Annotated in this window: 27 protein-coding genes and 1 pseudogene; 13 read left to right on the forward strand and 15 right to left on the reverse strand. The window is 70.5% G+C overall.

The window, feature by feature from the left end; translation table 11 throughout:
* A pseudogene (locus ACIBVQ_RS26590) lies at positions 1-153 on the forward strand (ATP-binding protein); the annotation flags it as partial.
* A 61-nt stretch (positions 154-214) separates the two neighbouring features.
* Entirely contained in the window at positions 215-601 is a 387-nt protein-coding gene (locus ACIBVQ_RS26595; protein WP_352013722.1) for an SCO5389 family protein, read from the forward strand.
* 162 nt (positions 602-763) lie between these two features.
* On the opposite strand, the gene ACIBVQ_RS26600 is transcribed toward ACIBVQ_RS26595, so the two are convergent.
* Together ACIBVQ_RS26600 and ACIBVQ_RS26605 are read right to left on the reverse strand one after the other, a co-directional pair.
* On the reverse strand, positions 764-1912 hold the full coding sequence (locus tag ACIBVQ_RS26600) for an LLM class flavin-dependent oxidoreductase (protein ID WP_399180727.1): 1149 nt from the start codon (positions 1910-1912) through the stop codon (positions 764-766).
* A gap of 504 nt (positions 1913-2416) precedes the next feature.
* The gene (locus tag ACIBVQ_RS26605; protein ID WP_399180989.1) at positions 2417-3484 is read right to left on the reverse strand and encodes a serine hydrolase domain-containing protein; all 1068 of its coding nucleotides are present in this window, start codon (positions 3482-3484) and stop codon (positions 2417-2419) included.
* 388 nt (positions 3485-3872) lie between these two features.
* Between ACIBVQ_RS26605 and ACIBVQ_RS26610 the strand changes: the two genes are divergently transcribed.
* Positions 3873-4532 carry a helix-turn-helix domain-containing protein gene (locus ACIBVQ_RS26610; RefSeq protein ID WP_352013720.1) on the forward strand — a complete coding sequence of 220 codons (660 nt, stop codon included), beginning with the start codon at positions 3873-3875 and terminating at the stop codon, positions 4530-4532.
* Between the two features lie 80 nt (positions 4533-4612).
* Here the strand turns inward: ACIBVQ_RS26610 and ACIBVQ_RS26615 are convergent, their stop codons facing one another.
* A complete protein-coding gene (locus tag ACIBVQ_RS26615) occupies positions 4613-5284 on the reverse strand; it encodes a ribonuclease HII (RefSeq protein ID WP_399180729.1) in 672 nt (223 codons plus the stop codon).
* Positions 5285-5295: 11 nt separating this feature from the next.
* Positions 5296-6231, reverse strand: a complete 936-nt coding sequence (locus tag ACIBVQ_RS26620) for a LysR family transcriptional regulator (protein WP_399180731.1) — start codon at positions 6229-6231, stop codon at positions 5296-5298.
* Between the two features lie 99 nt (positions 6232-6330).
* Between ACIBVQ_RS26620 and ACIBVQ_RS26625 the strand changes: the two genes are divergently transcribed.
* Together ACIBVQ_RS26625 and ACIBVQ_RS26630 are read left to right on the forward strand one after the other, a co-directional pair.
* Positions 6331-7611, forward strand: coding sequence for a pyridoxal phosphate-dependent aminotransferase (locus tag ACIBVQ_RS26625; RefSeq protein ID WP_399180733.1), 1281 nt, complete (start codon positions 6331-6333; stop codon positions 7609-7611).
* Between the two features lie 175 nt (positions 7612-7786).
* Positions 7787-8431 (forward strand): GNAT family protein, encoded by a 645-nt coding sequence (locus ACIBVQ_RS26630; protein WP_362782096.1) that lies wholly within the window; start codon positions 7787-7789, stop codon positions 8429-8431.
* Positions 8432-8555: 124 nt separating this feature from the next.
* Here the strand turns inward: ACIBVQ_RS26630 and ACIBVQ_RS26635 are convergent, their stop codons facing one another.
* A complete protein-coding gene (locus ACIBVQ_RS26635) occupies positions 8556-9035 on the reverse strand; it encodes a hypothetical protein (RefSeq protein WP_352013715.1) in 480 nt (159 codons plus the stop codon).
* A 328-nt stretch (positions 9036-9363) separates the two neighbouring features.
* On the opposite strand from ACIBVQ_RS26635, the gene ACIBVQ_RS26640 reads away from it, so the two are divergent.
* On the forward strand, positions 9364-12366 hold the full coding sequence (locus tag ACIBVQ_RS26640) for an AfsR/SARP family transcriptional regulator (RefSeq protein ID WP_399180736.1): 3003 nt from the start codon (positions 9364-9366) through the stop codon (positions 12364-12366).
* Positions 12367-12698: 332 nt separating this feature from the next.
* On the opposite strand, the gene ACIBVQ_RS26645 is transcribed toward ACIBVQ_RS26640, so the two are convergent.
* Complete coding sequence (locus ACIBVQ_RS26645; RefSeq protein WP_399180737.1) at positions 12699-14141, reverse strand: methyltransferase; 1443 nt, start codon at positions 14139-14141, stop codon at positions 12699-12701.
* Positions 14142-14277: 136 nt separating this feature from the next.
* On the opposite strand from ACIBVQ_RS26645, the gene ACIBVQ_RS26650 reads away from it, so the two are divergent.
* Positions 14278-14598, forward strand: a complete 321-nt coding sequence (locus ACIBVQ_RS26650) for a hypothetical protein (RefSeq protein WP_352013712.1) — start codon at positions 14278-14280, stop codon at positions 14596-14598.
* 156 nt (positions 14599-14754) lie between these two features.
* Here ACIBVQ_RS26650 and ACIBVQ_RS26655 read toward each other — a convergent pair whose 3' ends face one another.
* Together ACIBVQ_RS26655 and ACIBVQ_RS26660 are read right to left on the reverse strand one after the other, a co-directional pair.
* Entirely contained in the window at positions 14755-15357 is a 603-nt protein-coding gene (locus ACIBVQ_RS26655; RefSeq protein WP_399180740.1) for a TetR/AcrR family transcriptional regulator, read from the reverse strand.
* Positions 15354-15953 carry a GNAT family N-acetyltransferase gene (locus tag ACIBVQ_RS26660; RefSeq protein ID WP_362917265.1) on the reverse strand — a complete coding sequence of 200 codons (600 nt, stop codon included), beginning with the start codon at positions 15951-15953 and terminating at the stop codon, positions 15354-15356. Before ACIBVQ_RS26660 ends, ACIBVQ_RS26655 begins: the two co-directional genes overlap by 4 nt.
* A 65-nt stretch (positions 15954-16018) precedes the next feature.
* Between ACIBVQ_RS26660 and ACIBVQ_RS26665 the strand changes: the two genes are divergently transcribed.
* Positions 16019-16531, forward strand: a complete 513-nt coding sequence (locus ACIBVQ_RS26665; protein WP_352013709.1) for a helix-turn-helix domain-containing protein — start codon at positions 16019-16021, stop codon at positions 16529-16531.
* Here the strand turns inward: ACIBVQ_RS26665 and ACIBVQ_RS26670 are convergent.
* Positions 16467-17138: a VC0807 family protein gene (locus ACIBVQ_RS26670; protein ID WP_352013708.1), complete on the reverse strand. Its 672-nt coding sequence runs from the start codon at positions 17136-17138 to the stop codon at positions 16467-16469. The two genes, ACIBVQ_RS26665 and ACIBVQ_RS26670, sit on opposite strands and share 65 nt — an antisense overlap.
* Positions 17139-17290: 152 nt before the next feature.
* Here ACIBVQ_RS26670 and ACIBVQ_RS26675 point away from each other — a divergent pair, with 152 nt between their 5' ends.
* A complete protein-coding gene (locus ACIBVQ_RS26675) occupies positions 17291-18076 on the forward strand; it encodes an SURF1 family protein (RefSeq protein ID WP_352013707.1) in 786 nt (261 codons plus the stop codon).
* A gap of 8 nt (positions 18077-18084) precedes the next feature.
* Here ACIBVQ_RS26675 and ACIBVQ_RS26680 read toward each other — a convergent pair whose 3' ends face one another.
* Together ACIBVQ_RS26680 and ACIBVQ_RS26685 are read right to left on the reverse strand one after the other, a co-directional pair.
* Positions 18085-18906 carry a hypothetical protein gene (locus tag ACIBVQ_RS26680; RefSeq protein WP_399180744.1) on the reverse strand — a complete coding sequence of 274 codons (822 nt, stop codon included), beginning with the start codon at positions 18904-18906 and terminating at the stop codon, positions 18085-18087.
* Positions 18907-18920: 14 nt separating this feature from the next.
* Complete coding sequence (locus ACIBVQ_RS26685) at positions 18921-19622, reverse strand: hypothetical protein (RefSeq protein WP_399180746.1); 702 nt, start codon at positions 19620-19622, stop codon at positions 18921-18923.
* A gap of 242 nt (positions 19623-19864) precedes the next feature.
* Here ACIBVQ_RS26685 and ACIBVQ_RS26690 point away from each other — a divergent pair, with 242 nt between their 5' ends.
* Positions 19865-21061 (forward strand): amidohydrolase family protein, encoded by a 1197-nt coding sequence (locus ACIBVQ_RS26690; protein WP_399180748.1) that lies wholly within the window; start codon positions 19865-19867, stop codon positions 21059-21061.
* Here the strand turns inward: ACIBVQ_RS26690 and ACIBVQ_RS26695 are convergent.
* Positions 21058-21414 carry a YkvA family protein gene (locus ACIBVQ_RS26695; RefSeq protein WP_352013703.1) on the reverse strand — a complete coding sequence of 119 codons (357 nt, stop codon included), beginning with the start codon at positions 21412-21414 and terminating at the stop codon, positions 21058-21060. The two genes, ACIBVQ_RS26690 and ACIBVQ_RS26695, sit on opposite strands and share 4 nt — an antisense overlap.
* Before the next feature lie 129 nt (positions 21415-21543).
* Here ACIBVQ_RS26695 and ACIBVQ_RS26700 point away from each other — a divergent pair, with 129 nt between their 5' ends.
* Positions 21544-21957 carry a VOC family protein gene (locus tag ACIBVQ_RS26700; protein WP_399180750.1) on the forward strand — a complete coding sequence of 138 codons (414 nt, stop codon included), beginning with the start codon at positions 21544-21546 and terminating at the stop codon, positions 21955-21957.
* A 23-nt stretch (positions 21958-21980) separates the two neighbouring features.
* Positions 21981-22748 (forward strand): nucleotidyltransferase domain-containing protein, encoded by a 768-nt coding sequence (locus tag ACIBVQ_RS26705; RefSeq protein ID WP_399180752.1) that lies wholly within the window; start codon positions 21981-21983, stop codon positions 22746-22748.
* On the opposite strand, the gene ACIBVQ_RS26710 is transcribed toward ACIBVQ_RS26705, so the two are convergent.
* Together ACIBVQ_RS26710 and ACIBVQ_RS26715 are read right to left on the reverse strand one after the other, a co-directional pair.
* Positions 22726-24156, reverse strand: a complete 1431-nt coding sequence (locus ACIBVQ_RS26710; protein ID WP_399180754.1) for an amidase — start codon at positions 24154-24156, stop codon at positions 22726-22728. The genes ACIBVQ_RS26705 and ACIBVQ_RS26710 overlap by 23 nt on opposite strands.
* A gap of 860 nt (positions 24157-25016) precedes the next feature.
* The gene (locus tag ACIBVQ_RS26715) at positions 25017-25412 is read right to left on the reverse strand and encodes a hypothetical protein (protein ID WP_399180756.1); all 396 of its coding nucleotides are present in this window, start codon (positions 25410-25412) and stop codon (positions 25017-25019) included.
* On the opposite strand from ACIBVQ_RS26715, the gene ACIBVQ_RS26720 reads away from it, so the two are divergent.
* On the forward strand, positions 25396-25533 hold the full coding sequence (locus ACIBVQ_RS26720) for a hypothetical protein (RefSeq protein WP_390045022.1): 138 nt from the start codon (positions 25396-25398) through the stop codon (positions 25531-25533). The two genes, ACIBVQ_RS26715 and ACIBVQ_RS26720, sit on opposite strands and share 17 nt — an antisense overlap.
* Before the next feature lie 57 nt (positions 25534-25590).
* On the opposite strand, the gene ACIBVQ_RS26725 is transcribed toward ACIBVQ_RS26720, so the two are convergent.
* Positions 25591-26367 (reverse strand): hypothetical protein, encoded by a 777-nt coding sequence (locus ACIBVQ_RS26725; protein ID WP_362782069.1) that lies wholly within the window; start codon positions 26365-26367, stop codon positions 25591-25593.
* Between the last annotated feature and the right edge of the window lie 286 nt (positions 26368-26653).

Genomic DNA, 26653 nt, shown 5'->3' on the forward strand with positions numbered 1-26653 from the left:
GAGAAGGACTGGGGGCTGTTCGGTCGTCAGGCGGTGGAGTTCCATCTGCGCAACGCGCGGGCCTGGGCGAACCGGGCCACGGGGGAGGATCTCGCGGCGCAGATCGACCCCGAATTCGTCTTCGGGCCCACACGAGTGTCCCTCCAGCGCTAGCTGGAGGTCGATCGGGCCCGGCCTAGTGTCTGTAAGTTCCCTTCTGAGAGGAGAAGGCAGCATGTCGCTGACCGTTCCGAACGAGCTTCTCGACCAGGCGAAGGCAGGAGAGGTGGACGACGCGACGTTCGTCGCCTGTGTCCGTGACTCCCTGCCATATGCATGGACGCTCATCAGTGACCTGGTGGGGGAGCGTGAGCGCACCGGTGCCGAGTTCACCGACAACACCGTCCCGCCGCCGGACGAGGCCGCCCGCGGCCAGCTCCTGCGCTGCCTCGCCAGCGACTCCATGCGCGGCGCGCTTGAGCGCCACTTCGGGGTGAAACTGGCCTTCCAGAACTGCCACCGGGTCGCGGTCTTCGACCCGGCGGCCGTCAAGGCCCACGCCGAGTTCATCACCGCCAGGTCCCAGATCCTCAACCAGAGCCCCGAACTCGTCGACTGCTGACCCCTCCCGCCCTCGTCAAGCCGCACCCCGGCCTGACGAGGGCGCTTTCCTTTTCCTGCCCGGGGCACCCCCACCCTCGCCAGGCCATACCACCCAGCGAGGGCACCGTCCCGTTCCGACCGGGTTCCTGGCCCAGGACAGCACTCCAGTCCCTCTCCCTCGTCAGGCCGTACCCCGGCCCAGCGAGGGCGCTTTCCCATTCCTGACGCGGGGCAGCACCTCAGCCCCCAGCCGTCTGATCGTTTCGAGGGTTCGCTCCCGTGTGCCCGCCCCCTCGACCATGAGGATCAGGTGGCCGAGCCCCGTCTTGTTGACGGTCCGTTCGATCCGCTCGACGCAGAGGTCGGCCGAGCCGACCGGGTGCGTCCGGCAGAGAAAGTCCACGTAGTCCGCGATGTCACGGCGCGGCGTGGGGCGCCCGTCAACGGGCACGTACCCCGCGAGCCCCGGTCCGAGCCAGCCCGGCATCGCCGCCCTCAACTCCGCGACGGCCTCCCGCGTCGAGTCCGCCACATGCCCGACCACCGCCGCCACATGCCCCGGATCCCCACCGTCCCAGGCACCACCACGCCCTTGATCCCCATCGCCATGGGCCTCACCACACCCCAGGTCCCCGCCTCCACGGACACCACGATGCCCTGGATTCCCGTCGTCACAGCCACCACCCCGGGCACCGCCCCCAGCGCCGTAGGCCTCGCCGTACTCCCGCAGCAGCCCGGCCTTCCCCTCGTCGTCGAGGTGCATCCCCAACAGCATCGGCAGCCCCCGCCCGGCGGCCAGTGCGACCGTCCCCGGCGAGGTGCACGCCACGACCGGCCTGAGTCTGACGGCCGGGACCATCGGTACCTCCCGGAACCGGAAGAACTCCCCGTCCGCACGGACCGTGTCCTGCCCGAGGGCCGCGCACAGCAGGTCGAGCGACTCGGGAAACCCCCGCTCGAACCTGGGCAGCCCCGTCCCGAACACCTCAAGCTCCATCCAGGGACCGCCCCGCCCGACCCCGAGCGTGAACCGCCCGCCGGAGACCTGGTCCAGGATCGCCGCCTGTTCGGCCAGCTCAACGGGGTGCCTCGCCGACAGTACGCTCACCGCCGTCCCCACCCCGATCCGGTCCGTACGGCCGAGCGCGACCCCCGCCAAGGTCACCGCCGAGGGGCACACGCCGTACGACATGAAGTGGTGCTCGGCGATCCACGCGTCGTCGAAGCCCGCCTCCTCGGCGACGACCACCGCCTCGACCGTGTCCCGCAACACCTGTCCCGGCTCCCTGCCGGGGAATCCGGCCGCGATGAGGAAGATCCCAACCCGCATGCTGCCCACCATGCGCCACCGTCCCCCGACAGAAAAGGGCATATCCCCCTTCCCTCCGAGTACCCGGCCCGACAAGGTCTGGGGCGACAAGGCTTACGGTTTCCGCGCGAACCGCGCCTACCTGCGCAGACGCCGGATCACCTGAGCTACTCCGGAGAGGACGGCAACCGCAAGGACCTCGGCCCCCGTGAAGGCAGGCCGCCGAAGTTCGACATCATCCCCGCGCGGTGCCGGCGTTTTCCCGGCAGGCCCTGGCGCGCGACCTCCACGAAACCAGCGAGTGCCACAATGCCGCGCGACCGGTGGGAACAATGCCATTGACGGCCACTTCGCCCCCTTCATGTTGATATGAGCGAGTCGAAGGATTACGAAGTGGCCCTCTTCTGTCACATGGATCTCACCCGCCCTGGACGTGGACCGGACGACCCGCCTCAGCCGAGCAGGGCCCGATGGCGCGCCCCCGCGGAAACATCGGCGGTTCGACCCCACCAGCCGGGCGGCCCGTCAGCGTGCGGTCTTCCCGCCGCAGAACACCTCCTTGAGGAGCCTTTCCACCACCCTCGGGTACAGCGCCGCCGGATCGACCGCGGCGTCCCCGGTGGTGAGTGAGGCGGTCAGGGTCTTCCTGCCGTCAGGTGAGCTGTACATCAGCGCGCCGTAGCCCGCCGGAGGGCTGCCGTTGTGCTGGTAGACGATGCCGCCACAGCCGGGGCCCAGGTCCTGTACCCACAGTCCGAGGCCGTAGCCGAGATCGCCGTACGGCTTGCGCATCTCGGCCAGCAGCGGGGCCGGCAGGAGCTTGCCGCCCATCAGCGCGGAGATGAACGTCTGGAGATCTTGGGTGGTCGAGATGAGGGCTCCGGCGCCGGCCAGCAGGGAGGGGTTCTGGCGGGAGACGTCGACCACCTTCCACTGACCGCCTTCCTGGTAGCGGAAGTAGCCGTGGGCGTACGGTCCGGGGAGCTGTGTGCGGTCGCCCGGTATCACGGTGTTTCGCATACCGAGTGGCCTTAAGATGCGGCGCCGCATCTCCTCGGCGTAGGAGTGGCCGGTGACCTTCTCGATCAGCAGCAGGGCCAGCGTGTAGTTGGTGTTGGCATACCTTTGGTCTGTTCCCGGTTCGAATCGGGGCTTCTTGGACAGTGCCAGGCGGAGCAGTTCCTCGGGCCGGTAGCTGTGGAAGCGGTTGGCCAGCCACTCCTCGCCGTGGCCGGGGATGCCTGGCTCCCATTGCCCGTTGGCGTCGAAGTCGCCGGTGTAGTTGAACAGTCCGGTGGTGTGGCGCAGCATCATCCGTACGGTGATCCGCTGGTCGAGTCCTAGTTCGGGCAGGTGGTCGGCCACCGGATCATCGAGTTCGATCTTGCTCTCGGCCACCAGTTGCAGCACCAGGGTCGCGGTGAGGGTCTTGTTGACGCTGCCGGCCCAAAAGCGTCCGTTTGTGGGAGGTCTGGCGGTCTGGCCGAGCTTGCGTACGCCGGCGCTGCCGGCCCAATCGCCTTGTTCGTCGTGTACGCGCAGCTGTACTCCGGCCAGGCCTAGGTCGGCAAGGTCCTGGAGGGCCTTTTGCAGCCGCGGGCGGTCTTGCCCGGTGCCGGCGCCGTGTGCGGCCTGGCTGCGTGCGGCGGCTGCCGCGGGTGCGACGGTCCCGGTCAGGAGGGCGGCCGCCAGTGCCGTGGCCGTCAGTGTTGCGGCCGCCGCACGTCGGGGGATGCGCGGTGTTCGGGTCGCGTTTTCGGCCGGGCGAGGGGTTTTGTTCATGACCATTCCTCAAATTCACGATAGTACGTGTTTCGTGCGGATCAAAAGCTATGTTGCATTCGAAATTCGGTCAACCAGACGCGGCGCATAACCCCAGGTAAACGGCGATAAATTGACGCAATGACACTGCGCCCGAATGCAAGGGGGCGTTGCAATGAATGCCGCCGAAGGCAATACTGGCGCCATGCCAGGAGGACGATTGACCCAGCAGGACCGCGAGCGCATCGCGGCCGGCCTCGCCGACGGGCTCTCCTATGGTGAGATCGCCAGGAGGCTCAACCGGCCGACCTCGACGATCACCCGCGAGATCGGCCGCAACGGCGGCCCCGGCGGCTATCGGCCCCAGCAGGCCCACCAGGCGACGACCCGGCGGGCCCGGCGCGGCACACCGGCGCCCCCACGCCCGGCCGGATCACTGAGCGGCGCGATGGAGGACGAACTCGTCGAGCTGTCGGTCAAAACCGGACTGCCCAGGACGAGCGCCCGCGTACACATCGACCTTCTGCTGTCCCAGGACGGCAGACGCACCGCGGCTGAACTGGCCAACAGGCTGAAGATCAGCCCGGCCACCGTCTCCGTCGCCGTCAATTTCCTGATCCAACTGGGATTCCTCCGGCGCGAGCGCGACCCCCGGCGACGACGCGACGTCTACGTGGTCGACGCCGACGCCTGGTACAACTCGGTCGTGACCGGCAGCCGCCAGACGCTCCAGACGGTGCGGGCCGCCAAGGTGGCGGCCCAGGCCTACGAGCTCGACAGTCCCGTGCGGGAACGACTGACCAAAGCGGCGGCGTTCCTGGAACAGGTCAGCCTCGACGTGATCGAGGCCGCCGACCGCCGGCGCGACCTTCTGACGTGACCGACCCTCGCTCGGATCACCTGATGAGCGCGCGGACCAGGTCCCGGTCGTCAGGGCACGGAGACGGAAATGGGCACGGCCTACCCGAACAGCCCGAGCTGACCTTCCCCCGCCAAAGGGTTCCGGTGTCTCTTGAGGTGGCGCCAGCGAGGGAGGTCGTCCAGGTAGGACCAGGACAGGCGGTGGTGTTCGGTGGGGCCGAGGCGTTCCAGGGCCTGTTGGTGGATCGGCGAGGGGTAGCCCGCGTTGTCGGCGAAGCCGTACTCCTCGACACCGGCCAGAGAGGCCATGTAGGTGTCGCGGCGGACCTTGGCCACCACCGAGGCCGCGGCGACCGAGACGCAGGACAGGTCTCCCTTGATCTCGCACCGGACCGGCCAGGGTGCCCCGAGATAGTCGTGTTTGCCGTCGAGGATGACCACGTCGGGCCGGACGGGCAGTTCGGCCAGGGCCCGGCCCGCCGCCCTGCGCAGTGCCTCGGTCATGCCGAGTTCGTCGATCTCGGCGTGGGTGGCCTCGCCGTAACCGACGCCGACGGCCCAGGTGACGATCTCGTCGAACATGGCGGTACGGCGGACCGGGGTGAGCATCTTGGAGTCGGTCAGTCCGGCGGGCGGCTCGGACAGGTCGGTGACCACCGCGCAGACCGCGACGGGTCCGGCCCAGGCGCCCCGGCCGACCTCGTCGATCCCGGCGACGGTCTTCGACCCGTTGCCGGACAGCAGCCGTTCGAGCGCGTATGTGGGAGGCATGGCTGAAGACGTTACCGTTCGGCCAGCCGGACGGCGGCCAGGTCGTCGACCAGCATCCGGGCGGCCACGTGTACGGCCCGCAGGGTGACGGAGACGGCGGGCCGGTTGACGCTCGACGCGCGGGCGACGGCATGGACGACGCGGCTGACCGGATCGCCGGGGAACTCCCGCACGACTATCCCCCTGACCCCGGCGGCCAGGGCCAGGGCCGGGACGGCCGCGATGCCGATGCCCTTGGCGACCAGGCCGAGGATCGTCCCCAGCCCCTCGAACTCCCACGGCACCGGCTGGGCCCCGCCGAAGTCGGCCAGCATGCGGTCGACGGCCAGCCGGGAAGGTTCGCCGTCCGGGGTGGCCATCCACGGCTCGTCACGTAGTTCGCGCAGGTCGACGGGCTCGTCGAGGGAGGCGAGCCGGTGCCTGCGCGGCACCACGAGCACCAGTGGGTCGTGCAGCAGCGGGAAGACCCGCAGCGTGTCCGTCTCGCGCACCCTGCCGTACCAGTCGTCGACCAGCGCGATGTCCACCTCGCCCGACCTGACCTCGCGCATCCCCCGTCCTGAGCGTCCCTGACCCATCCGCAGGGTCAGCGCGGTGTGCCTGCGCAGCGTCCTGGCGAGGGCGGGCGCGAAGGCGACGGCGGCGGTGGGGAAGGCGGTCACGGTGACGCGCCCCGACGGGGTTCCCTGGTGGGCGGACAGGTCCGACTCCGCGTTCTCGACCATCGCCAGGATGCGCTGGGCGTGCTCGACCAGGCGGCGTCCGGCGTCGGTGAGCTCGGCGCTGCGCGCGGAACGGTCGAGCAGCGCGGCTCCGGCCTCCCGTTCGAGGGTCGCGAGCTGCTGGGAGACCGCGGACGGGCTGTAGCCGAGGGAGGCCGCCGTCGCGGCGATGCTCCCTCTCCTGGCGAACTCACAGATCACCACAAGCCGACGAAAATCAAGCATCGGACTTCCTTACGCCCACCCACACCAACCAGTGCTTGTTCCGATGCCTGCATCCCATCACGCTTGGGAACGTTCCGCATTGATCGGAAAGGGACACTGATGAACGTGACGCTTTCCGCCACGCTGGCGGCGAACGAGGACATCGAACGAAGACGGCGCGCCGGTGAGCGGGTGCTCCACCTGGCCTTCGGTGAGGCGGGTCTGCCCGTTCATCCGGCGCTACGCGAACGGCTGGCCGCCGCCTCCGAGCACAACGGGTACGGCCCGGTCGCGGGGATCACGCCGCTGCGCGAGGCTGCGGCGGGCTACTGGGACAGGCGCGGCCTGCCGACGGACCCCGACCTGGTGGTCTGCGGCCCCGGGAGCAAGCCCCTGCTGTACGGCCTGCTGCTGGCGATCGGCGGTGACGTCGTGCTGCCGATGCCGAGCTGGGTGAGCTACGCCGCCCAGGCCGACCTGGTCGGGGCCCGTCCACTGCCGGTTCCCGCCCCTCCTGGCGAGGGCGGGGTGCCCGATCCCGACCGGGTCGCCTCCGCCGTACTGCACGCGCGGGCGCGGGGGCGTGACGTCCGTTCCATCCTGCTCACGCTGCCGGACAACCCGACCGGCACGTTGGCCTCCCCGGCCACGGTCACCCGGCTGGCGAGGATCGCCCGTGACCTCGGCCTGACGGTCATCTCCGACGAGATCTACCGCGACCTCCTGCACGATCCGGCGACCGGCTTCGTCAGTCCCGCCGACGTCGCCCCCGAACGCACGGTGATCACCAGCGGGCTCAGCAAGAGCCTGGCCCTGGGCGGCTGGCGGATCGGCGTGGCCAGGCTTCCCTCCGCCGAGCTGCGTGACCGGCTGCTCGCGGTGGCCAGTGAGATCTGGTCGAGTCCGGCGGCGCCCGTCCAGCGGGCCGCGGCCTACGCCTACACCGAGCCCGCCGAGATCGTCGAGCGGATCGACCTGAGCAGGCGGCTGCACGGCGCGGTCGCGCGGGCGGTGCACGACAGGCTCGTCCGGGCGGGAGTGCGGACCGAGGCGCCGCTCGGCGGTTTCTACCTCTATCCCGACTTCACCGGACATGACTTCACGACCTCCGCCGAACTGGCCGCGGCGCTGCTCGACCGGCACGGGGTCGGGGTGCTCGCCGGACACGTCTTCGGCGACGACGTCAGGGCCCTGCGGGTGCGGGTGGCGACGAGCCTGCTGTACGGCGAGACGACCGAGCGGCGACTGGCCGCGTTGCACGCCGCCGACCCGCTGGAACTGCCCTGGATCTCGTCCGCGCTCGACCATCTGAGTGAGGCCCTGACCGGCCTGGCGGGGGGCCGGCCGGCACCCGGTGGACGCCGTGTTTCCGGCGCCGTTCCCAGCCCCGTGACGGGCTGATCTTTCAGGAGATCACTTTAAGGAAACTTTACCCCGTGAGCAGGCACATCCGGGATAGCATCCGCATGCTCTGACCTGCGATTTCACCCCTCCGAGCAGGGGGCGGCAGGGGCTTAACCAAGATGTCTTGTGTCATTTGGCACCAGGCATGCCTGTCAGCCCCCATCATGTGCTCATGCCCGCTTTTGTCACCCTGTCCGGGCGCTCCGTGCGCCTGGAACCGCTCAGCCTCGCGGTGGTCGACGACCTCGTCACCGCGGCGAGTGAGGACCGTTCTACTTACGCCTTCACTCGCGTTCCCCAAGGCCGGGAAGAGATGGTCTCCTACGTGGAGGCCGCTCTGGCTGAGCAGGCGGAGGGCCGCACGTTGCCCTTCGCCGTCCGGTGGCTACACACCGACCGCATAGTCGGTGCCACCCGCCTCATGCACCTGGAGTACTGGCAGGGCCCCATGCCCTGGCCGCCGGGTGCGCGTGGAGCGGTGGGCGAGGTCCCGTCCGTGGCGGACATCGGTTACACCTGGCTGGCCGCCTCGGCCCAGGGCACGGGTGTCAACCGGGAGAGCAAGTACCTGATGCTCTCGCTCGCCTTCGAGACCTGGCAGGTCCACCGCATCACGCTCAAAGCCGACGTACGCAACGCACGATCCCGGGCCGCCATCGAGGCCCTCGGCGCACACCTCGACGGTGTGCGGCGGGCGGAAACCCGAGGCGCCGACGACACGGTCCGAGATACCGCGTACTACTCGATCCTGAGCGGCGAGTGGCCTGCCGTACGAGAACGGCTCCACACGCGACTCGGCCTGTTCGAGGCCGCGTGACGGAGCCCCATCACTTCCGATGAACCATGGAACAAAAGGCCCGCCCGGAGTTCCGGGCGGGCCCGATGTTCGTCTTCCCGGCCTTTTCCAAGGCCGCCCCGATGACCTCATCGTCCGTCAGGCGTCACTCGTCGTCATCGGCCTCGTAGATGTAGTTCCACCGGCCGCAGGAAACGCGCTGTGCCCCGGGCCGTTCCCAGTAGCAGACCCGGACCTGGACGTTGTCGACGTCCTCCTCGGAGAAGTGGAAGGACCGGTAGCCGGACGAAACGCACTGCCTGGCCCAGTCGTAGGACTCGTCGCCGTCGGCGTTCTCGAACTTGACCTGGACGTAGCCGCACAGCCGCCACGGACTGTTCTTGTCGTAGAGGCGCCCCTGGACGTGGACCTCGGAGCCGTCGTCCCACACCTGGCCGTTGGCCTTGGCCCGGGAGCCGTTGCGGTACTTGGAGTAGTAGGAGCCCCAGAAGTCGACGTCGAGGGCACCGGCGGTCGCGGTGCCGGTCGTCGCGGCCGAGGCCGAGGAGGTCAGCGCCGGGACGCCGACCGCGAGGACGGCGGTCGCCGCGGCGACGCCGAGCAGGCTGCGGATGGTGCGGTTCATGGTTCCTCTCCCAGAGGGCCGGACTTCCCGTTCCTTGGTGGAAGTCATGACCCATTGATAGGACGAGGTCCCTGCACCGTGCTTACAGCGCCTTTATCGACGCCTGCAGACGATTGAATCAACGCCTGCAACCTGGTGAAACACCGGGCATGACCGCCCCCGTATGGGGCCATGCCCGGCATGTCACAGCATCCGGGAAGCGGTTCAACGCCCGATTGACGATGAATCAACACCAGGGTTAACGAGTGGGCGGTTTCCTGTGGTGACGGCATTGCAGGACCTATCATTTCGGTGGTAAGGCTTTTTCTTGAGGGCGGAGATCCAGGAAATGGCTGCTCACAGCAGCGAAGAGGGGTTGCGCTTCGCCTTGCTCGGCCCCGTCCAGGCCTGGCGTGACGGCGTCGAACTCGACCTCGGCACGCCGCTGCAACGCTCCATCCTGACGATGTTGCTGCTGCGCGAGGGCAGGGCGGTCACTCCCACGGAGATGATCGACGCGGTCTGGGGCGAGGACGCGCCGCCCAGGGCTCTCGGCGCGCTGCGCACCTACGTCTCGCGGCTGCGGGCCGTCCTGGAACCGGGCAGATCCCCCCGGACCCGCCCGGAGCTTCTCACCTCGGTCGGCCGTGGATACGCTCTGCGGCTGAACGACGTCACCCTCGACCTGACGCAGTTCGAGCGGGGTGTCCACGAGGCCGAGACCGCCCGCCGTACGGGAGACGGCAGGGGGGCGGCGGAGAGTCTGCGCGCCAGTCTGGAGCTGTGCACCGGGGAGCCGCTGGCCGGGGCCGTCGGCCCCTACGCCGAACACCAGCGCGGCAGGCTCGTCGAACGCAGGATGAGCGTCGTGGAGACGCTCATGGACCTGGACCTTGAGCTCGGCAGGCACGCCGACGTGGTCTCCGAGCTGGTCGCGCTGACCGCCGACCACCCGCTGCGGGAACGGCTGCGCGCCCAGCTGATGCTGGCCTACTACCGGTGCGGCAGGCAGGCCGACGCCCTGGCCGTCTTCGCCGAGACCCGGACCGCGCTGATCGACGAGCTCGGCATCGAGCCGGGGCCCGAGCTGACCACCCTGCACCGGCGCATCCTCTCCGGCGACCCGGCTCTCGTGCCCGCGCGTGCCGCCGTCTCCGTGCCCGAGGAGCGTACGGCCCCGCCCGAGCCGACCGAGGTCGAGGTCCCCGAGCTGCCCCGTCCCGCGCAGCTGCCCGCGGCCGTCAGTGACTTCACCGGCCGCCGTCACGTCGTCGCCAGGCTGCGCACCCTGCTGTCGCAGGCGGGTTCCGACGGTGTGCCGGTCGCCGCCATCTCCGGCATCGGCGGCGTCGGCAAGACGGCCCTGGCGGTGCACCTGGCGCACACCATGCAGGACCTGTTCCCCGACGGTCAGCTCTACGCCGACCTGCGCGGTTACGGCGACGAGCCGGCCGCGGCCGAGTCGGTGCTCGCGGCGTTCCTGCGCGGGCTCGGCCTGCCCCCCGACGTCATTCCCGACGGTCTGGCCGAGCGGGCGGCGCTGTACCGCTCGCTGCTGGCCGAGCGGCGGATGCTCGTGCTGCTCGACAACGCCCGTGACGCCGCCCAGGTCGGTCCCCTGTTGCCCGGCACGACGGGCTGCGCGGCGATCGTGACCAGTCGCCCCAAACTCGCCGACCTGCCCGCCGCCAGGCTGGTCGATCTGGACGTGATGGAGTCCGACGAGGCGTTGTCGCTGTTCGCCACGGTCGCGGGCGCCGACCGGGTGGCCGCGGAGCGCACGGCCGCCATGGAGGTGGTCGCCGCCTGCGGTTTCCTGCCGCTGGCCGTACGGATCGTCGCGGCGCGGCTGGCGGCCAGGCCGTCGTGGACGGTCGCCTCGCTGGTGCCCAGGCTGGCCGACGAGCGCCGCCGCCTCGACGAGTTGCGGGTGGGCAACCTCGCCGTCGAGGCGACCTTCGCCCTCGGGTACGGCCAGCTCGCCCCACCCCAGGCACGGGCCTTCCGGCTGCTGTCGTTGCCCGGCGGCCCCGACATCTCCGTCGGGGCCGCCTCCGCCGTCCTCGCGCTGAACCCGACGGAGACCGAGGACATCCTTGAGTCCCTGGTGGACGCGAGCCTGCTTGAGGCGCCCGCGCCGGGGCGTTACCGCTTCCACGACCTGCTGCGGCTCTTCGCCCGCCGTACGGCGGAGCGCGGTGCGGACGCCGAGGCGGGCGGGCCCGCGCTGCGGCGGCTGCTCGACTTCTATCTGGCGTCGGCGCAGTCGGCGCACCGGCTGGCCTACGACGGCAGCACTCTCGCCGAACAGCTCTCGGTGACCGGCCCCGGCCACACGTTCGCCTCCGCCGACGAGGCCGTGGCGTGGCTGTCGATCGAGGCGGAGTCGCTGTTCGCGGCCATCGCCCAGACGACCGCTCAGGCAACGGCCCAGACGACGGCCCAGACGACCGTCCAGGCGTTGCTGCCCGCGGCCGACCTGCTGCTGGCCATGGAGCCGTTGCTTGAGTCCGGCAGCCACGCCCGTGAGTTCGAGCGGCGGGCCAGGGAGACCCTGGCCGCCGCCCAGCGGTTCGGCGCGCCCTCCAGCGAGCTGCGCTGCCGCTACGTGCTGGGCAGGGTGCTGTTCGGCGCGAACCGGCTGGTCGAGGCCCGCAAGGAGTTCGAGGCCTCGCTCGGCCTGGCCGTCGAGGGCGACCGCATCGTCAGCGGCGAGGTGCTCAACGCGCTGGCCGTCGTCGCGGGCCGTCAGCGCCGTCACCAGGAGGCGCTCGCCCTGTTCGACGCGGCCCGCGAGGTCTTCAGGGAGATGGGCGCGCCGGGAGGTGAGGCCCTGACGCTCAGCTACTCGGCCAGGGACCACCTCTTCCTCGGTCAGGCCGAGGAGGCGATCGCCGCCGCGGAGCAGGGGCTGACCATCTTCACCGAGATCGGCTCAAGTCCGGGCACCGCGCGGGCGCGCTACCACCTGGGGATGGTGCTGTCCCGGGTGGGACGGCTCAACGAGGCGGTGCACCACCACGCCGAGTGCCTGGCCTTCTTCCGCACCAGCGGACAGCGGGTGTGGGAGCAGCGCGTCTGCTCACGGCTCGCCGAGACGTTCATCACGGCCAACCGCTTCGGGGACGCCACCCGGCACGCGGAGCAGGCACTGGCGGTCAGCGTCGAGATCGGCCATCCGTACGGCGAGGCGCTGTCGCTGTGGGTGCTAGGCAGAGCGCTCGCGGGGCAGGGTGACATCCGGCGCAGCCGTGACTGCCTTCAGCGGGCGCACGACATCTTCGACAGGCTCGGCGCCCCCGAGGCCGCGGACATCCGCGCTCTGCTCGACCGTGACCCCGTCGGTAACTGACCACGACACGTCATACAGGTCGTACAGATCGTCGTCGAGCCGTGTCATCCAAAAGTGGTTGATCACTGGAATTCCCGTCGCTCTGGAACCTGAGATCGGATGCGGGGTGCCCGGCCGGCCGTCTGGCCGTCGAAGACGCGTTAGGGGGCCCGGTCATCCGGTGCGTCTTCGACGACCGGCCGCCTCACTGTGACGACCGGCCGGACTCGGCGTGGTCCCTTACCCCCCGGGTCCACGCCGTGCCCACGTCCAGAGCATCCCTTCCGGCGGTCAACATCGGATCAACAACCGATCGGTGGGGACATCCAGGGATATGCACAGCCTGTGGATAATCAGGGGGTTGATATGTGGAAAAATCCCTCGGCGATCAACGGGCGGAGCGCTTCGGGAGCACGAACCAGCAGGTCATCGGCGTCCTGGCCGGTGAGTTCCGCGATGGCCGCCAGCAGCGGGGCCAGTGGATAATCACCGTCACAGACCCCCGCCAGGGCCGCCTCGACGGTTCCCACCTGGGTGGCACGGCGCAGCCCCCGCGTCTGCCTGAGCACGATCCGCGACGGGTCCTCGGCGCCGGGCGGCCCCGTACGCTCCTCGGCCACGCCCTCGGCCAGTGCGAGCCGGGCGCCGAGCAGTTCCTCGTCGGTGAGGCGGTGGGCCAGACCGGCCGAGGCCAGCACCTCGTCCACATAGCCGCCGACCGGCAACTCGACCCGCTGCCCCAGCTCCTCGACCCTGACCACCGGGTCGAGGCTGCCGGAGTCGTGCAGCGTGATCCAGCCGAAGCCGATCCCGGTGACCTTCATGGTCTCGAACCAGTCGAGCCAGTCGTCGTAGAGCTCCCGGTAACGGGGGGTGCCCTGCTCGGCGGCGTCCCTCAGCCACAGTTCCGCGTACTCGGCCGGGTCCTGCACGTCCCGCTGCACCACCCAGCCGTCGCAGCCGGTCCCCGCGAGCCATCCGCCGACCCGGTCACGCCAGTCCTCGCCGTCGACGTGCAGCCAGTTGGCCAGCAGCTGGCAGGTGCCGCCCGGGGAGAGGAAGCGGGGGGCGAGCCGTACGAGGTCGCGGCAGAAACCGTCGGCCTCGAAGCCCGACTCCCGGTAGGTGAACCGGCCCCGGGGGGAGATCACGAACGGCGGGTTCGAGACGACCAGGTCGAACCGCTCCCCCTCGACGGGCTCGAACAGCGACCCCTGCCTGGCCTCGACACCCTCGATCCCGGACAGCGCCCAGCTCAGCCGGGCCATCCTGAGCGCGCGGGGGTTGACGTCGGTCGCCACGACCTCCTCCGCCCGGCCGGCCAGGTGCAGCACCTGCACACCGCACCCGGTGCCGAGGTCGAGGACGCGCCCGGCCGGGCGGCGCGAGACGAGCTGGGCCAGGTTCGCCGACGCCCCTCCCGCGCCGACGACGTGGTCCTCGCGCAACGCGGGATCGCCCGGCCTGACCTTGCGGTCGGAGACGACGTAGCCACCCGTCTCCCACGGCTGCAGGTGCACCGCCGCGCTGACCAGACCGTCCTGTACGGTCACCAGCCCGCCCTCGGCGAGCGCCTCGACCGGGAGCCATTCCGGCGCCTCGACCGGCGCTCCGAGCCACCACAGCCGGATCAGCGTGCCGAGCGGGTCGCCGTCGCGGGTGACGCGCAGCGCGGGTGTCGTCTCCTCACGGGAGAGCGCGGTCGCGGCGACCGTGCCGAGGCGGTCGCGGACGCCGTCGACGGTGTAGCCGGTTTCGAGCAGCAGCTCTCTGAGACGGGCGGGAAGATCTCTCACCCGAACATCCTCCCGCAGCCCTCCCAGCCGGGGGTGACCCGATCGTTGCAGACCGCCGTAAGCGTTCTGCAAGCACGGCACAAGTGGGAGACGGTACCAATGAGGAGTCGCTCCACCCGGTCCTGAGGTTTCCGAGATGTTGATCCCCTGCTTCGCCTGTGAGTCCCGTTTCCGGCCCGACGAGTACTTCCGCGCCTGCCACGACTACAACCGTGGCCGGGACATGGTCGCGTGGACCTGCCCGAGGTGCGGCAACCGGGACGAGTTACGGGTCCTGCCGGGCGAGCTGGGCTTCGGATACTCCGCGAACGGCGGACACGGCGGGTTCGACGTCAGCGACCGGGTCCGCGTGCCCGGTCTGCGGCGACGACGCCAGGACCTGCGGCTGGACATCTCGCTGGACGAGAAGGTCTGGCGGGTGCCAACCCGGCTACGGCAGCTCGCGGGAGCACGCTGAGACCGCTCCGGCCCGGACGAACCCCCGGACTCCGGGCCGGAGCTCTCAGGCGCCCGAAAACCGGGGCTCTCACGGACGACGGCGTCGGGCGGCGCGGGGCCGTGGGCGGCGGGTGACGGGTGCGGCGACGGGGGCCAGGTGGGCGAAGCCGTACGGTCAGGCGGGGGCGGGGCGCTGGCGCAGGCTGTGCCAGGCGGCCTCGCACAGGCCCGCGATCTCCTCGGGCGTCGGCTGGTGGGCGCCCGCGAACCACAGGCGGCACATCTCGGTCGCGGGGCCGAGCCAGAGCACGTAGCACATGGTGGGGGGGACGGGCTGGAGCAGGCCGTTCTTCATGTGGGGCCGCCACCAGTCGGCGACCTTGCGGAAGAAGGCCCTGCGCAGCTCGGAGACCTCGGTGCCGCCCGGCTCGTCGCGCTTCGGCGGGCGCTCGCTGAGCAACAGGTGCGCCCGCTCCCTGTTGTCGTCGTACCACCTCATGTGCAGGGCGACGATGGCCTCGATGCCCTCCTTGGCCCCCTCGTGACGCCGCAGTTCGGTGAGGAAGACCTCCTGGTACGTCCTGAGGGTGTCGGCATAGAGCACGCCGAAGACGTGTTCCTTGCTCGCGAAGTGGTGGTAGAAACTGCCGACGCTGACGCCGCTCTCCTCGCGGAGGCTGGCGAGCGTGGTGGCCGAGACGCCGTCCTGGCTGAACCGGCGCAGTGCGCCCTCGATGATCCTGGTGCGGCCGTCGCGTCCGTTCTTGGCACTTTTCACGGTGTCAATGGTGCGCCAACAGAACCTTGTTCCGCAAATGGTGTCCGGCCACCGGACTCCCCGTCGATGATAACGCTCCGTTCGCCGCCACCACCCGGCGCGACGCCCCCTCCGAGGGCCGGTTCGACCGGCGCGTTCACCTCCACACTCCCCTGGGAGGTCCGGGTGACGGCCCCCGGCCACAGGCCCCGGATCATCGCCAGAACCCGGTGGTTGTCGCCGAGGACGTCCATGTTCACGGTCCTGGCTCCGTTGACCGAGGCGCGGCGCAGCAGCCTGCGGACCAGGCGGGAGCCGATGCCCCTTCCCTGCCAGGCGTCGGCGACGACCACCGCGATCTCCACCTCGGCGCCGGCCCTGGCTCCCACGGCATGCCCGACGACCTTCTCCCCCGCGACGGCGAGCAGCACGTCCCCCCGGCCGGTCTCCGCCAGCAGCCTGCCCGCCATGTCCTCGTCCACGGCGGTGAGGAAGCGCAGGTGCCGCGTCCTTGGCGACAGTTCCGCGAGGAAGTGGCGAATCCGCTCCCCGTCGCCCGGCCCGGCGGACCTGATCTCGACGACGGTTCCTGCGAGCACCCCCTGAGTTCGCAACATGAACCTAGACTTCCGCCCGGCAGCTGAGTATGTCAAGTAGACTTAGCCGCGTTGGAGGTGACGCCGTGACGACCTACGATGCGGTCATGAGCGACGCGCTCCCGCGCCCCGACAACTGCTCCATCGAGCGGGCGCTGACGATCGTGGGCGAGAAGTGGACGCTCCTGGTGCTCAGGGAGGCCTTTCTCGGGGTGCGCAGGTTCGCCGAGATGCAGGCCTTCACCGGGGCCCCGAAACAGATCCTCAGCGCCCGGCTGACGCGCCTGGTCGAGGAGGGGCTGCTGCGCAAGGTCCCCTACCGCGAGCCCGGTCAGCGCAGACGCGACGAATATCGACTGACCCAGATGGGCCGTGACCTCTATCCGGCTCTGGTCGCCCTGATGCAGTGGGGCGACCGCTATCTCGCCGACCCCGAGGGGCCCCCGATGCTGCTCACCCACCGTGACTGCGGTGCCGCGATCGAACAGCACTTCCGCTGCGCGGACGGGCACGAGATCTCCGGCCCGAGGGACATCACGGCGTCGCCCGGTCCTGGAGCGTGCCGTACCCGTGGTCCAGTGCCCGCAGGCAACGCCTGAGGCCGAGCACGGAGACCAGCCCCGCTCCGCCGAGCAGCACGGCCACCAGCGAGGTCCGCACCACGAGATAGGTCTCCAGCGTCTGGGTGAGCAGCAGCCACACGCTGAGTGAGGCGTTGAGGAGCTGCGCGCCGCCCCACAGCAGCGACTGCCACACGAAGAAGCGGCGCATCCGGGGATGTTCGAGCAGGTGCTCGGGCAGCGGGACCAGGTCGGTCGCCACCCGCTGGACGAGCGGCCTGCGCGTCGGGGCGGTGAGCAGGAAGCCCAGGCTCGCGCAGAGCACTCCCAGGCAGGGCTGCAGGAAGAACAGCACCGGGCTGCCGGTGGCCGCGGCCAGCACCGCCCTGACCGTGATCGTCCCCGCCGCCAGCAGCACGGTCCCCGGCACCGGCTCACGCCTGACCAGCCGCCAGACGATGCCGCCGTAGACCCACGCCACCGCGACCGCGAGCGCGCCGTACAGACCGAAGAACATCAGGCCCGCGTAGAAGACGGCGACCGGCAGGATCATGCCCTCCAGCACCCTCGGGGCGGCGTGCCGCAGCAGCGCCCCGAGGCGGGGCAGTGCGACCGGAGCCGCGGGGGGCGACAGGACCAAGGTCATCGTGCGCGGGCTCCGGAGGGGGAGATGGAACGGTCCGAGGGGGGCGGATCCATCCGACCGTACGCGATGTCCGGAGTGTCCGACAGCCTTTCCCGGACATCCGGCACCGGCCGAAGGAGAGAGCGGTGGGTACGGTGCCTACCCTTGGGAGCGTGTACCGGTTCCTTCTGACTCCCCGATGGCTGGCGCTCCACGTGGTGGTTCTGCTGGTCATCCCCGCCTTCGTGTTCCTTGGCCGATGGCAGTTCGGACGTTACGAGGAACGGTCGAGCAGCAGCCACCAGACCACCGCCAACATGTCCGCGGCCCCTGTCCCCCTCGAAGGCCTCGTGCCTCCCGGCGCCCCGATGCGGGCACACGACAGGTACCGTCCCGTGACGGTCACCGGCACGTTCGACGCGGGCGCCCAGTTGCTGGTCCGCAGACGCGTCCAGGACACCAGGGTCGGCTTCTACGTGCTCACCCCGCTGCGGACGGCCGACGGCGTCGGCGTCCTGGTCAACCGGGGCTGGGTCAAGGCGGGCGCGACGGCGGACGCGCCTCCCGAGGTCCCGCCGCCGAGCACCGGCGAGGTGACCGTCACCGGGCGGCTGCAGCCCAGCGAGACCGAGGAGACGACCGGCATCAGGAACCGGCCCGGCCTTCCTCCCGGCCAGGTCCTGCTGATCAACACCGAGTCGGTCGGGCGGGGCCTGCCGTACAAGCTGCTCGACGGGTACGTCGAGCTGACCGGCCAGCAGCCGCAGGCCCAGGCCGCGCCCGCCCCGGTGCCCGCGCCGGACGTCGGCGGAGGCGGCGGCCTCAACCTGGCGTACGGCGTGCAGTGGTGGCTGTTCATCGGCATCGCGATCGGCGGCTGGATCCTGTTGATCCGCCGGGAGGCCGCGGACCTGCGAGCCGAGGCGGCCAAGGGCGAGAAGGAGACGGTCGACGCCTAGAACGGTCGTCAGGGGAACAGCAGGTTCAGAAGGCCGCCGACGGCCGCGGCGGCGCCCACGGCGACCACGGACGTCACGATCGACAGCAGGCAGCCGGTACCGCCCCGCATCCGTCCCCGCTCGGGTGGGCGCCGTCCGTACCGGTGCCACAGCGGCCGGGGTTCGAGCAGGAGGAAGGCGAACGCGCCGATCTGGCCGACGCCGAACAGCCAGAACCACGCCCACCTGTTGCCCAGCCTGGGGGTCGAGCCGAGCATGATCACGAGGGTCGCCACCCAGGCGGCCCCGATCCACCACATCCCCAGCATCGGGGGGATCTCGAAGGGCCAGGTGGCGTACCACCAGGAGGGTTGTCGAACGCTCTCCTGGACCAGCCTGACCTCGGAGTCGCCGATGTCGGCGCCGAACCGGTCGAAGGTGTAGGCGCCCTTTCCGTCCGACACCGGTCCCTGGTCGATCCGGTGCCAGACCAGCGGCCCCTCGGCCCACCTCAGCGCGTACACCACCTCCGGCGAGTCCGGCGAGTCAGGGGCCTCCGCCTCCGGGGGTGGCTGCTCCACCGAGGGCGGCTGCACCGCTGCGGGCGGCTGGTCCGTGGATACCGTCCCCTGCCGGGACGCCCGGTAGACGACGACCGTGACCCTGTCCGCCTTCAGGGCCGCACGGAAGTCGGAAAGCGTCCTCCCCGTCGGCGCCGCGGCCGCCACCACGAGCAGGGCGCCGAACAACAGGACCAACAGCAACACGACCCTGACGACCGTCCCGGCGAGCCACCACCCCCAGCGCGCCTCACGCCATCGGGGCGATAAGTCCCCCACTTCAGAGGTCATGCTTCTTTACTACCTCATGACGTCCAGGCGCTGATCATCCCTATGCCGAAGAAGACGGCCACGGCGAGGGCGAACCCCTGCGTCCCGTTGAGCCTGACCCGCTCGGACGGCACCTCGGACGACCCACGCCACAGCGGATACGGCTCAAACAGCACGTAGAGCCACGACCCCCCGACCAGGAACATCCACGTCCACGCCCAGCGACCGGCGTAGCGGTTGTCCCGCCGGGTGAGCATCAGCAGCCAGGCGATCACCTCGGCGGCGACCGCGACCGGGGCGAACGGCTCCCACCAGCGGGCGTAGGCGGGCGAGCCCATGAACATCCCGGCCAGCCCGAACCGCTGGGGTCCCCGGGCCTGCCCGATCTCGACCGACGGGCCCGCCGCCTCCCCGACCCGGGCCAGGAAGACCGTCTGGACCCGCCGGAGCTCGCTCGGCACCAGCCTCGTGGTCACCGGGTCCCACACGTCGTCCGGCGGGTCGAAGTAGGCCTCGTTCCACGAAAGAGGACCGTTCGACCAGGTCAGCGTGCCGTACGCGGGCCAGTCCCGGTCGTAGACGACCTTGGTCACCGTACCGGCCCGCAGGTCGGAGATGAGCTCCTCGGCCTCGCGCAACCGAGGGTCCTGGTTCAGGTGGACCACGATCGTGGACAGCGCCAGGACGAACAACAGGGCGATCCGCGCGCCGTACGGGATGCCCTTCGGGATCTGCATGTCCGCCCCCATCGCGAGATGTCCGCCGCCGGATAGATTAGGGGCTCCCTACAAGGGCACACGACCGCATTCCCATCGCGACACACACGAACGCGAGAAACCAGGACGCACCCCTCCGGACACCCTCCTGTGGGCCTTCCGCCGGTTACCGGACACACAGGGGTAGATGGGATGAGACACAGATACCAAGCGGATATCTCGCAGGTTGTTCAGTGTGACGTCAGCGACGTACGGTTTACCGCGTGACTACGCCGCTGCTGCCCGACCCCGAGCCACGGCGGCGGGATTATGTGATCATTTCCGCTGACGACCACCTCATCGAGCCACCCGACATGTTCCTCGACCGGCTCCCCGAGAAATACGCCGATCTCGCCCCCAAGGTGGTCGAGACCGACTCCGGGCACCAGGTCTGGCGGTACGGCGGCGCGACCTACCCGTGTGCGGGTCTCGACGTGGGCGCGGGGCTGCCCCGTGAGCAGTGGACGCTCGACCCGGTGCGTTTCGAGCACATGCGGCCCGGCTGCCACGACATCCACGCGCGGGTCGAGGACATGGACCGCGCGGGCGTCTGGGCGGCGCTGTGCTTTCCCGGCATGCTCGCCGGGCAGTCGGGGATGGTCTTCGCCAAGACCCGCGACCAGGAGCTCGGCCTCGCGGTCACGCGGGCGTGGAACGACTGGCACGTGGACGTCTGGGCCGGCACCTACCCCGAGCGGATCATCGCCCTGCAACTGCCCTGGCTGACCGACCCCGAGGTCGCGGCCAAGGAGATCAGGGACAACGCGGCCAGGGGGTTCAAGGCCGTGCTCTTCCCCGAGTTCCCCACCCGGCTGCGGCTGCCGTCCATCCACACCGACCACTGGGACCCGTTCTTCCAGGCCTGCGAGGAGACCGGCACCGTCGTGTGCCTGCACACCGGCTCCGCCTCCTGGACCCCCGTCCCCTCGACCGACACACCGATCGAGGCGATCACCACCCTGATGCCCGCGAGCGCCATGTTCGCCTGCGCCGACTGGCTCTGGTCGGGCATCCCGCTGCGCTTCCCGGCGCTGCGGATCCTCATCGTGGAGGGCGGGGTCGGCTGGCTGCCGATGCTCGCCGAACGTGCCGACTACGCGCTCGACCACCCGGTCGCCGGGGAGGCCGCCTGGGAGGGTGGGCTCAAGCCCAGCGAGGTCCTGCGGCGCAACTTCTTCTTCGGCACGCTCAACGACCACGCCTTGTCCGGGGTGCGCTTCGCGGTCGGCCTCGAACACGTGCTGCTGGAGAGCGGCTACCCGCACTCCGACTCCACCTGGCCCGACACCCAGCAGACCGTGGCGACGAACCTTGGCAACCTGCCCCCGGCCGACATCGCCAGGGTCGCCTACGGCAACGCCGCCCGCCTGTTCGGCCACCCGCTGCCGTCACGGGCCTGGCTCAGGATGGAACAGCTCTAACGCCCGTGCTCGGGAGGGAAGACGCTCGCCTGGATGTTCCTGCGCTCCCAGTCGAGATAGCGTCCGCTCTCGCCGAGCAGCGAGGCCGTGAGCCACAGCAGGACACCGAAGTCGTCGGCCACCCCGACGAGCGCCAGGAAGTCGGGGATGACGTCGATCGGCGAGAGGATGTAGACCACGCCCAGGCCGAGCATGGCCAGCCTGCTCTTGCTCATGCCGGGGTACCGGCCCCGCGTCACCGCGCCGACCATCCTCGGAACGGTGCGCAGTCTGGTGATGAGTCCCGGTGAACCCGGCTGGGACACCTGCTTGTAGACCCGCCATGCCTGTGCCGCACGCGCTGCCTTCGCCATGGGAACCCTCCTCGGGGGGCACGCTCTTCGACGGCCTTCTACCCCGTCGCCTCAAGATATAACGCGTACTCCTCGTGGACGGTTCCCGAGGAATCTAGGGTTATGTCCATCACGTGAAAGGTGAGACAGATGACGACTTTCTCCGGGGTTCACCACATCGCGCTGAACGTGCGCGACCTCGACGCCTCCGTGCGGTGGTACGGCGACGTCCTGGACTTCGCACCCCTGTTCCCCTGGAACAACGCGGGCTTCGAACGGCAGCTCATGCGGCACCCCAGCGGGGTCGTCATCGGGCTGACCAGGCACAAGCACGAGGACGGCGACGCGAAGTTCAACGAGCGCAGGACCGGCCTCGACCACCTGGCGTTCACCGTGGACACCCGGCAGGAGCTCGACGCCTGGGCCACCCGCCTCACCGAGGCCGGGGTCACCCACTCCGGCGTCCAGGACATCCCCGAGGCGGGCTTCGCCCTGCTCGCCTTCCGGGACCCCGACGGCATCCAGCTCGAAGTCTTCCTCAGCCAGAACCGAAGCCAGGGCTGACGCACGGGCGGCCGGGGAAAGGGATGACCGTGACCGAACACGCCCCCACCGCCGCCCTCGTCGACCGCTTCGTCACCGGCCTCGTCCCCATGGTCCCGCTGCTCGCGGTCTGGGCGCACGGCTCCCTGGCCACGGGCGACTACCAGCCGGGCCGCAGCGACCTCGATCTCGTGGCGGTCCTCAGCCGCCCCTGCTCCCCCGAGGAGGAGTCCGGCCTCACCCTGATGCACGAACGCCTCGGCGCCGCCGTACCGCTCGCGGCGAAGCTGCACTGCGGCTACGTCGTCACGACCGAACTGGACGACCCCGCACGGCCCCACCTCGCCTGGGCGCACGAGGAGGTCACCCACCGGCCGATCACCCCGGTGACCAGGCGCGAGCTCCACGAGTTCGGCCTGGTCCTGTACGGCCCGCCCCCCGCGACCCTCCTGCCGCCGGTGACCGACGAGGAGCTCGCCGGGTTCGTGGCCTGGGACCTGCGGGAGTTCTGGCGCCCGCTGCTCGACCGCCCCGACCTGTGGCTCCGTGACATCTGGGTGGACGCGGCCATGCTCACCCTGGCCCGGGCCACGGTGACCCTCAGGGAGGGGAGGCTCGTCACCAAACACCGGGCGCTGGCCGTACTGAGGGAGATGGGCGCCCCCACACGGGTCGTCGACGACATCGAACGGCGGCGCTACGCCCGGCCCGGCCCGGCCCAGGACGACGGATGGCCCACACTCAGGGCGGAGCTGACCGTCGCCTTCCTCGCCTCGGAGATCGACGCGGTCAGCGGGAGGTCGCGTGCCTGATCGCGGTGTGCTCGAAGGGGGCCGCGGCCTCGATCTGGGAGGCGACCCGGATCAGCAGGTCCTCCCGGCCCGCCGCCGCGACCAGCTGGACGCCGACCGGCATCCCCCCCGAGGTCCGGTGAAGCGGCAGGGAGATCGCGGGCTGGCCGGTCGCGTTGACCGGCGAGCTGAACGCCACGGCCTGGTTCATCCGGCCCCGCGCCATACTGACGTCGTCGGAGGCGAGCCAGCCGATGGGGAACGGCGCCGCCCCCAGGGACGGGGTGAGCAGCAGGTCGAAGGACTCCCACCAGGTGGCCATCCTGCGGCGGAACCCGTCGATCCAGTCGCGTGAGGCCACGTAGTCGACCGCGCTGAGCCCTCGCCCGGTCGCCCCGAGGATGCGGTTGCGCTCCTCAAGCTCGTCGAGATCGACGGGCCTACCGCGCCAGCGCCCGAAGTCCTCAAGGTCGGCGGCCAGGTGGGCCGCGACGACCGTGCCGAAGTGCAGCGCGAAGTCCTTCTCCGTGAGCGCCTCGGGGCCGCCGGACTCGACGCCGTGACCGAGCGACTCAAGGAGCCGGGCCGCGCCGAACACGGCGGCCGTCAGGTCGGGGTCGGTCTCACCGGGGCGCCCCGGGTGCTCGGTGAGGAAGCCGATCCGCAGCCGTCCGGGGTCGGCCCCGACCTCCTGAGCCAGGCTCCGGGGCCAGACGGGCGCGCCGTACGGGTCGCCCGGCATCGCCCCGGCGATCACGTCGAGGGTCGCCGCGCTGTCCCTGACCGTACGGCAGAGCATGCCCGGCGTGGAGAAGCCCGCCCAGGCCTCGCCGACGGCCGGCCCGTAGCTCACCCGCCCCCGGCTCGGCTTGAGGCCGACCAGCCCGCACAGGCTCGCCGGGATGCGGATCGACCCGCCGCCGTCGCTGCCCGCGGCCACCGGGACCATGCCCGAGGCGACCGCCGCGGCCGACCCGCCGCTCGACCCGCCGGGGCTGTAGCGGACGTCATGGGGGTTACGCGTCGGCCCGAAGGCCCTGGGCTCCGTGGTGATCGCGGTGCCGAACTCGGGGGTGTTCGTCCGGCCGAGGACCACGAACCCCGCCGCGCGCAGCTTGGCCGGCGCGTAGCCGTCCCGTGCCACCTCGACGCCGTCGAGCACCCGGGAGCCCGCCCGGTACGGCTCACCCGCCATGCTCCAGCCCAGGTCCTTCAGCAGGGTCGGCACCCCCAGGAAGGGGGCGTCCCCGGTGAGCCTGTCGGCCTCCGCGAGCGCCCGCTCGAACCTGCGGTGGACGACCGCGTTGATCTCCCCGTCATGCGCCTCGATCCTCGCGATCGCCGCCTCGGCGAGCTCTCTCGGCGAGACGTCACCGGCGCGCACCGCCTCCGCCTGGCCGACCGCGTCGAGGTCGAACAGCTCGTCCAACGCCTCACTCCTTGCCGAACGCACCCCTTCGAAAGGCTCTCGGGGCCTTTCGAGGCCGTGGCCACATCCTTCCCGATCCAGGTGGGAAACGTGGTTCCGTGGGTGGATCTTCGCAAGGGTTTCATTACCCTACCGTGACACTCTGTTAAATGTTAGAACGTTTATGTGACGAAAAACCGGCGCGGAAAACGACGACACGCACTTCTGGGTACGGCGGTGCTGGCGACCTGTGTGGCCGCCCCGGTGACGGGGGGAGCCGTCGCGGCGTTCGCCGGTGTCCAGGACTCTCCCGGCCAATGTCTGACGGCCACCCGGAACGGGACGCCCGAGTGCGCCCCGCCGTACGACGCGGGCCAGGACACCACCCCCGAGGCCTCCCCGCCTCAAACCGAGGGGACGCCCCAGACTCATCAGGCGCCCCGGACCGGGCCCCCGGCCACGTCGGTCACGGCGCAGGCCCGGGTGAAGCCCGAAGCCGACCTTCCCGACAGGCCCGGCCCCGCGGGCGGAAGTGACGCCTCTGCCGACACTCCGGCCGAGGCTCCGCCCAAGACCTCCCCGGAGGCCCCGGCCAAAACCCAAGAGGCCCCGGCCAAAACCCAAGGTGGAGCCGGCGAAACCCAGGACGGGACCCAAAGCGGAGCCCAGGACGGGGCTCAGGATGGAACCCAAGGCGCGGGCCAGGGCGAGGCCGCCGACGAGGAGGCCGGGTCCGGGGTCAGGGTCGGGCCGCCGTCCTGCGGGCACGGCCTGCTGGGGTCGCTACTCGGCCTGGTCCCGCACTGCGAGCCGCTCGCCAAGGCCGTGAGACCCGTCATCTGCCTGCCCATCGTCTCGCTGCTGCTCGGTGGGGAGTCCTGTCACGCTCCCCACCCCACCCCGACGGTCGAGCCCCCGGCCCCCACGCCGACTCCGCCGCCCGCACCGACCCCCACCCCGACGTCCCCGCCCCCGGCTCCTCCGCCCACACCCACACCGACACCCCCGCCCACGCAGACCCCGGCTCCGACGCCTCCCCAGACGCCTGAGCCGCCTGCCCCCACCCCGACACCGCCCACGACCCCGGAGCCACCCGCTCCGACGCCGCCCACCACTCCGGAGCCACCCGCGCCACCGCCACCGCCGAGACCCGTCCAGGTCTCGCCCGTCGCCGTCGTCCCGGCACCGCCGACACCCACCCCGACTCCGCCGACGCCGCCTCCCACGGTGTCGCCGAGCCCGGAGAGTTCGGTCCTCGGGATGCGACGGCAGCGCATCCAGGACCGCTTCGCCGAACGGCGCCAGGGAACCGACCGCAGGCTGGTCATCCTGGTGCTCTTCACCGGCGTCATCTCGGTCACCGCGGTCGCCCTGCTCAAGCGCAGGCCGCGCAGATAAACGCGTGAGGCCCGGTTGGCGATCGGTCGCCAACCGGGCCTCCTACGTGTGCCCCGTTCAGCCCTCGGGCAGCTTCGCGGGGAACTGGGCGTCGATCTGGTCGTACTGCTGCTGCACGGCAACGAAGTCGTCGGGCCCGACCGAGCCCAGGCCGTTGAACGGGCGACCGGTCAGCATGATGAAGCCGACCCCGACGACGACCACGGTCACCCTGACCAGGTCGCCGACCACCGAGGCGCCCGTCGGCCGGTTCCCGACCGTCCAGGGAAGCACGACGACCAGCAGCCCGGAGATGAGCATGGAGATCACGAAGATGCTCTCAAGACCGGTGTTGGCGTCGTCGGCCCGTACGGCGCGGGAGTGGAAGACGTCGGAGATGTGGCTGAGGGCGTCCTGCTGGAGGGTCTTGCCCGCGTCGTCGGCCGGCTTGAGTCTGAGCACCTCGGCACGCATGTTCTCAAGCAGCTTCGTGGGGACCGGGGACATCTCACCGTGGGCCATGAGCGGCCAGTCGAGGGAGACGCTCTTGGCGGAGTAGTCCCTGATCTGGGCCCGGATGGGCCCTGCCTCGGGGATGGGCGCGACCGACCAGTACAGCTCGCTGAGGGCCTCCGTCTCCGCCTGGACGTCGGTCTGCGAGGTGGAGATGGCGTCCCGGCACAGCACGACGGCGTAGGCCAGGACCAGCAGGTAGATGGCGAGGGCGAGGTTGGCCGCGAAGTCGATCGACGCCGAACCGTTGTCCTCCCCCTCGTGCCCCCTCCTCCTGAGGACGAGAAGCGCGATCAGCGTGATCGCGACGGCGACTACCACCAGCACGCTTATCCAGCCCATGGGACTCCCTCGGATCAACCATGAATGTAACTACTTAGGGTAATCTTTTCATTACACAGATGCCTACGGTTCCGCCACAGTTCACTCACGAAATCGGCGATCCCGGATGACCCGGTACGGCGGGCACACTTTCCCCGTCCGTTTCGGCGATCTTCTCTCCCCGAGGCCGTACGGCACACTCTGCGGAAACCGACTACTTTGTCGCGTTTGTTGGCGTAAGGCCTGTTCAGCGGGGAGCACGGTGATCGCCAGCACGGGGCAAATTTCGCGATGTTCGGGGGTCACC

Source organism: Streptosporangium sp. NPDC049376 (genome assembly GCF_044466505.1).
Taxonomy (GTDB): Bacteria; Actinomycetota; Actinomycetes; order Streptosporangiales; family Streptosporangiaceae; genus Streptosporangium.

Excerpts from the sequence above, each read along its gene's own strand:
- ACIBVQ_RS26680 (WP_399180744.1), bottom strand. The coding sequence starts at position 18,906 with ATGACCTCTGAAGTGGGGGACTTATCGCCCCGATGGCGTGAGGCGCGC.
- ACIBVQ_RS26685 (WP_399180746.1), bottom strand. The coding sequence starts at position 19,622 with ATGCAGATCCCGAAGGGCATCCCGTACGGCGCGCGGATCGCCCTGTTG.
- ACIBVQ_RS26600 (WP_399180727.1), bottom strand. The coding sequence starts at position 1,912 with ATGCGGGTTGGGATCTTCCTCATCGCGGCCGGATTCCCCGGCAGGGAG.
- ACIBVQ_RS26595 (WP_352013722.1), top strand. The coding sequence starts at position 215 with ATGTCGCTGACCGTTCCGAACGAGCTTCTCGACCAGGCGAAGGCAGGA.
- ACIBVQ_RS26700 (WP_399180750.1), top strand. The coding sequence starts at position 21,544 with ATGACGACTTTCTCCGGGGTTCACCACATCGCGCTGAACGTGCGCGAC.
- ACIBVQ_RS26660 (WP_362917265.1), bottom strand. The coding sequence starts at position 15,953 with ATGTTGCGAACTCAGGGGGTGCTCGCAGGAACCGTCGTCGAGATCAGG.
- ACIBVQ_RS26695 (WP_352013703.1), bottom strand. The coding sequence starts at position 21,414 with ATGGCGAAGGCAGCGCGTGCGGCACAGGCATGGCGGGTCTACAAGCAG.
- ACIBVQ_RS26650 (WP_352013712.1), top strand. The coding sequence starts at position 14,278 with ATGTTGATCCCCTGCTTCGCCTGTGAGTCCCGTTTCCGGCCCGACGAG.
- ACIBVQ_RS26725 (WP_362782069.1), bottom strand. The coding sequence starts at position 26,367 with ATGGGCTGGATAAGCGTGCTGGTGGTAGTCGCCGTCGCGATCACGCTG.
- ACIBVQ_RS26715 (WP_399180756.1), bottom strand. The coding sequence starts at position 25,412 with ATGCGCTGCCGTCGCATCCCGAGGACCGAACTCTCCGGGCTCGGCGAC.
- ACIBVQ_RS26620 (WP_399180731.1), bottom strand. The coding sequence starts at position 6,231 with ATGCTTGATTTTCGTCGGCTTGTGGTGATCTGTGAGTTCGCCAGGAGA.
- ACIBVQ_RS26635 (WP_352013715.1), bottom strand. The coding sequence starts at position 9,035 with ATGAACCGCACCATCCGCAGCCTGCTCGGCGTCGCCGCGGCGACCGCC.
- ACIBVQ_RS26670 (WP_352013708.1), bottom strand. The coding sequence starts at position 17,138 with ATGACCTTGGTCCTGTCGCCCCCCGCGGCTCCGGTCGCACTGCCCCGC.
- ACIBVQ_RS26720 (WP_390045022.1), top strand. The coding sequence starts at position 25,396 with ATGCGACGGCAGCGCATCCAGGACCGCTTCGCCGAACGGCGCCAGGGA.
- ACIBVQ_RS26705 (WP_399180752.1), top strand. The coding sequence starts at position 21,981 with ATGACCGTGACCGAACACGCCCCCACCGCCGCCCTCGTCGACCGCTTC.
- ACIBVQ_RS26625 (WP_399180733.1), top strand. The coding sequence starts at position 6,331 with ATGAACGTGACGCTTTCCGCCACGCTGGCGGCGAACGAGGACATCGAA.
- ACIBVQ_RS26640 (WP_399180736.1), top strand. The coding sequence starts at position 9,364 with ATGGCTGCTCACAGCAGCGAAGAGGGGTTGCGCTTCGCCTTGCTCGGC.
- ACIBVQ_RS26630 (WP_362782096.1), top strand. The coding sequence starts at position 7,787 with ATGCCCGCTTTTGTCACCCTGTCCGGGCGCTCCGTGCGCCTGGAACCG.
- ACIBVQ_RS26615 (WP_399180729.1), bottom strand. The coding sequence starts at position 5,284 with ATGCCTCCCACATACGCGCTCGAACGGCTGCTGTCCGGCAACGGGTCG.